Raw genomic sequence first — 3342 nt, 5'->3', positions numbered from 1 at the left:
CGGGGGCGGTACCGAGTTCGGGATAGTGCTCGGTCCAGCTTCCCTCGGCCGGTTTGGTGAAGTGGGGCAAGGCTTTCTACCTTTCGTCTTCGAACTTGTCACCGTGTGCGGAACCATCTGTCCGCAACCCGGAACCCGATCGCACCCGCTGTGTGATCTCTCGAATGAGAATGACGCTCTCATTCATGAACATTAGATTTTCACACAACCGGTACCGCGTCAACGGGTCGATCCGGCGACGGCAGAAAGCAGTAGGCCCGGACCGAGAGGTCCGGGCCTACGTACGCAGGAAGTGGGGTGGGGCAGCCGTTCAGGCCGGGCGGGCCGGCATCTCGAAGCCCTGCAGGATCACCGCGTTGGTATCTGCTGCGGCGTGGCGCAGAGGAACCGCCGCCTGGTACTCCTCCGAGTCGTACCACGCCTGCGCCGCCTCGACGGATTCGAACTCGAGCACGACCGTTCGGTCGCCGTGCCACTCACCCTCCAGGATTGTCGGCCGGGCATCCACGGAGAGCACGGACGCACCGTTCCGGCCGAGCGAAGGGGCGGAGGCTGCGCTGTAGGCGCTCATTCCCTCGGGATCTTTGATGGCTTCGGTGAGAACGACGTATCCCTTGGGCATGACTCTCCTCGTCGAGTTTTCGGGCAGTATCCCGAAGGGAATCAAACCTTTTCCGTCCGCGCAAGGGAGGCAACAACTTTGGTGTAGGGATGCGCCTCGGAAACAGAAAAGGCGTCGGCCCGGACCTTACGGTCCGGACCGACGCCTATCGTCGAGTCGAGTGGATCAGGTGATCGTGATGGCGCGTTCGGGGCAACTCGCCGCAGCTTCGCGCACCGAATCCTCGTGCTCGGAAGGAACTTCCGACACGAGGGTCACGGCGTACCCGCCGTCGCTGAGATCGAACACCTCGGGGCAGAGAGCAAGACAGACCCCGTGGCCGCGGCAGGAGTCGTCGTCGACGGAAACCTTCACTTCGCGTCGGCTTCCGCGAGCGCGAAGTCCAGGTGCAGCGTCATCAGGCCGCGGAGGATGAACGTGGGCAGGTAGTCGAACTTGCGGTCGCCCTCGGGACCGTGCACCTTCTCCGAGATGGCGATCTTGCTGGTCCGCTCGAGCAGTCGCTCGAAGCCGACGCGCGCCTCGGTGCGAGCGAGCGGGGCGCCCGGGCACGCGTGGATGCCGCGACCGAAAGCGATATGGGTACGCGCGTTGCGACGGTCGAGATCGAACTCGGCCGGCTCGGAGAACTGGCGGGGGTCGCGGTTGGCGGCACCGTTCACGAGCATCATGATCGTGCCGGCCGGGACCTCGACACCGCCGACCTCGGTCGGAACCTTGGAGAGCCGGAAGTCGCCCTTGATCGGGCTCTCCAAGCGCAGCGTCTCCTCGATGAAGTTGTTGATCCGCTCGGGGTCTTCACGCAGGGTCTGCTGGAGTTCGGGGTCCTCGGCGAGGATGCGGAGCCCGGAGCTCACCAGGCGGACCGTGGTCTCCTGGCCCGCGGAGAACACGTTCGCGGCGATGCGGAGGACGTCGTCGACCGGCGGAAGCGTGCCGTCCGGGAAGGTAGCGGTGGCAAGACCGGTCAGGACGTCGTCCTGCGGGTTCGCCCGCCGGTCCTCGATGTAGGCACCGAACTTCTGGTAGAGGAACTCCATGGGGTTGAGCTTGAGCTCGGTACCCTGCGTGCTGCCGATCGAGATGCCGTCCTTCATCACCAGGTTGAGGCCCTCGATGAATTCCTGGTGGTCGCTCTCCGGGACGCCGAGCAGGTCGGCGATCACGAGCATGGCGAACGGGGCGGCGAACTCGCTGATGACCTCGCCCGAGCCCTTGGCAAGGAGGTCGTCGAGCAGCTTGTCGGCCAGGCGCCAGATGAACTCTTCGTTCTCCTTGAGGCGCTTCGGGGTGATCAGGCGCATCAGCAGGGCGCGATGGTCGGTATGCTGCGGCGGATCCATCGTCGGCAGCTGGTCGTTCATGGGCAGCTTGGGACGCGTCTCTTCGATCAGGTCCGTGATGTCGTCGCTGTCGGTGGGGAGGGGGAATCCCGAGTACGGGCCCGCCACCGAGATGCACGAAGAGAAGGTCTTTTCGTCGTTCAGGACCTGGATGGCTTCCTCGTATCCGGTGACCATCATGACGTTGTGGTGCGGCTCGCGCTTGACCGGGCAACTTTCCCGCATCGCGTCGTAGTACGGGCTCGGATCGCCCACGAGGGAGGGGTCGGTGAAGAAGTTCAGCTTCTCGAGTTCGGTCATGTTTCTTCCTCTCAGAAGAAGTGGAGCTGCGGGGGTGCGAGGAACCGGGGCCACTGTCGGGAAGACGGGTAGCCGACCAGGATCTGGTCCACATCCAACCATGTTGATCTTGACTCCGAAATTCCGGAGCTAACGTACATTTCGGACTTTGTGATAGAGGACCAGTTAGGCCACAAGTATTTGTGGTGAACAACAACGCCCGCATCCGTATCCCGACCCGATGAGGGTCGGTACACGGATGCGGGCTTGTAGGCATGGGCGAAGGGTCAGATCACCGGTTCTTTGGTGATGGTGGCCCAGGCGGCGCCGCTGTCGGGGACGCGGGGTTGTTTCCAGACTTCGATGGGGAAGGACACCATGACCAGTGATTGCATCAGGTGCATGAGGCTGCGGGCGTCGTCGGGCAGGTCGTCGAGGTCGAATTTGTCGCAGTAGGTGATGGCGTCTTCGAGGCGGGTGAAGGCGGCGTCGTAGAACTGCTGCATTTCGGGCATGGTCGAGGCGAGGCGTTTGGCGTAGCGCTCGGGTTCGGTGGCCAGGGCCCAGTCGGCGTAGGGCTCGAGGTCGGAGAACTCAGTTGGCAGCGGCATCGCGGTGCTCCTTGACGTAGTCTGCGACGGTTTTGTGGAGGTGGCGCAGGAGCATTTCCTGGTCGCAGAGGGGGAATTCGGTCACTGCGCGGGTGCCGATCATGGTTTGGGTGGCTTCGAGGGTGTTGGCGTCCTGGAGGGCGTATTCCTTGAAGGTGACCGCGGCGAGTTCCTGGGCGAGGCGTTCGCGGGCGTTCTTCGGGGGGACGAAGTACAGGCTGGCTTCGAAGATGTGCTTGTCGACGGCGGTGGGCCAGTAGTTGTAGGTCAGGTACCAGCCCGGCTCCCAGATGAGCAGGGTCATGTTGGGGAAGAACTCGAAGCTGTCCTGGCCCCAGCTGTGGAAGTTGGCGGGGTTGAGTGCCTTGGGCAGTTCGTCGAGGCCCTCGATGTCGGGCTTGTCCCAGGGTCCGAACAGGCCTGAGCGCAGAACGCGTTCGATGGGCTTGACCATATTGAGGTCTTTCGGCGGTGCCATGCCGCCCCA

General features: G+C 63.5%; 5 protein-coding genes. All 5 read right to left on the bottom strand.

All coding sequences use genetic code 11. The features are described from left to right. Positions 1–310: 310 nt before the first annotated feature. Positions 311–622 carry a DUF1330 domain-containing protein gene (locus tag AC0B44_RS21155; RefSeq protein WP_471904690.1) on the bottom strand — a complete coding sequence of 104 codons (312 nt, stop codon included), beginning with the start codon at positions 620–622 and terminating at the stop codon, positions 311–313. A 165-nt stretch (positions 623–787) separates the two neighbouring features. Next, the gene (locus AC0B44_RS21150; RefSeq protein WP_378529152.1) at positions 788–976 is read right to left on the bottom strand and encodes a ferredoxin; all 189 of its coding nucleotides are present in this window, start codon (positions 974–976) and stop codon (positions 788–790) included. Continuing rightward, entirely contained in the window at positions 973–2265 is a 1293-nt protein-coding gene (locus AC0B44_RS21145; protein ID WP_471904689.1) for a cytochrome P450, read from the bottom strand. Before AC0B44_RS21145 ends, AC0B44_RS21150 begins: the two co-directional genes overlap by 4 nt. A gap of 266 nt (positions 2266–2531) precedes the next feature. After that, entirely contained in the window at positions 2532–2855 is a 324-nt protein-coding gene (locus AC0B44_RS21140; protein ID WP_471904688.1) for a hypothetical protein, read from the bottom strand. Next, positions 2839–3342, bottom strand: a 504-nt coding sequence (locus tag AC0B44_RS21135) for an SRPBCC family protein (protein ID WP_471904687.1), incomplete at its 5' end; no start/stop codon positions are given. The genes AC0B44_RS21135 and AC0B44_RS21140, both read right to left, overlap by 17 nt.

It is taken from the genome of Rhodococcus sp. NPDC019050 (genome assembly GCF_055664235.1).
The sequence above is the reverse complement of the archived record's forward strand: the minus strand, read 5'-3'. Positions and strand labels throughout refer to the sequence as shown.

Bases quoted from the DNA above. Each gene is read 5' to 3' on its own strand.
- AC0B44_RS21155 (WP_471904690.1), bottom strand. From the start codon at position 622: ATGCCCAAGGGATACGTCGTTCTCACCGAAGCCATCAAAGATCCCGAG.
- AC0B44_RS21145 (WP_471904689.1), bottom strand. From the start codon at position 2,265: ATGACCGAACTCGAGAAGCTGAACTTCTTCACCGACCCCTCCCTCGTG.
- AC0B44_RS21140 (WP_471904688.1), bottom strand. From the start codon at position 2,855: ATGCCGCTGCCAACTGAGTTCTCCGACCTCGAGCCCTACGCCGACTGG.